This is a genomic window from Aeromicrobium sp. PFPM2_SD2 (assembly GCF_057364525.1).
In genome coordinates this window covers 1-507 of sequence record NZ_JBNFNZ010000842.1, presented here as the reverse complement: position 1 = coordinate 507, position 507 = coordinate 1, and the positions used below count along the sequence as shown (strand labels likewise).

General features: G+C 74.8%; 1 pseudogene. It reads left to right on the top strand.

Annotated elements, in window-relative coordinates:
- A pseudogene (locus tag AC2W7G_RS18425) lies at positions 1-507 on the top strand (anthranilate phosphoribosyltransferase); the annotation flags it as partial.

The following is a 507-nucleotide window of genomic DNA, read 5'->3' as shown; positions in this document are numbered from 1 at the left end:
GCCTCGGCGTGCGGCTCGACGTGCCGGCCGGCCGCCGTCGGCGACGTGCTCGGCGAGGCGGGCATCACCTTCTGCTTCGCGCCGGTGTTCCACTCCTCGCTGCGCTACTCCGCGGCGCCCCGCCGCGAGCTGGGCATCGCGACGGTGTTCAACTTCCTCGGCCCGCTGACCAATCCGGCGCGACCGGACGCCTCGGCGGTGGGCTGCGCCGACGTGCGCATGGCTCCGATCATGGCCGGCGTCTTCGCCGACCGTGGCGCCGACGCGGTGGTGTTCCGCGGCGACGACGGGCTGGACGAGATCACCGTGACCACGACGACGCGGGCCTGGGTGGCGTCCGGCGGCACGGTGAGCGAGGACGCGATCGACCCGCACGACTTCGGCATCGAGTACTGCGAGCCCGAGGCGCTGCGCGGCGGCGAGCCGGAGCTCAACGACGTCCGTGCTGCGCAGCGTGCTGGCCGGCGAGCGCTCGGCCGTGCGCGGACGCGGTGCTGGCTCAACGCG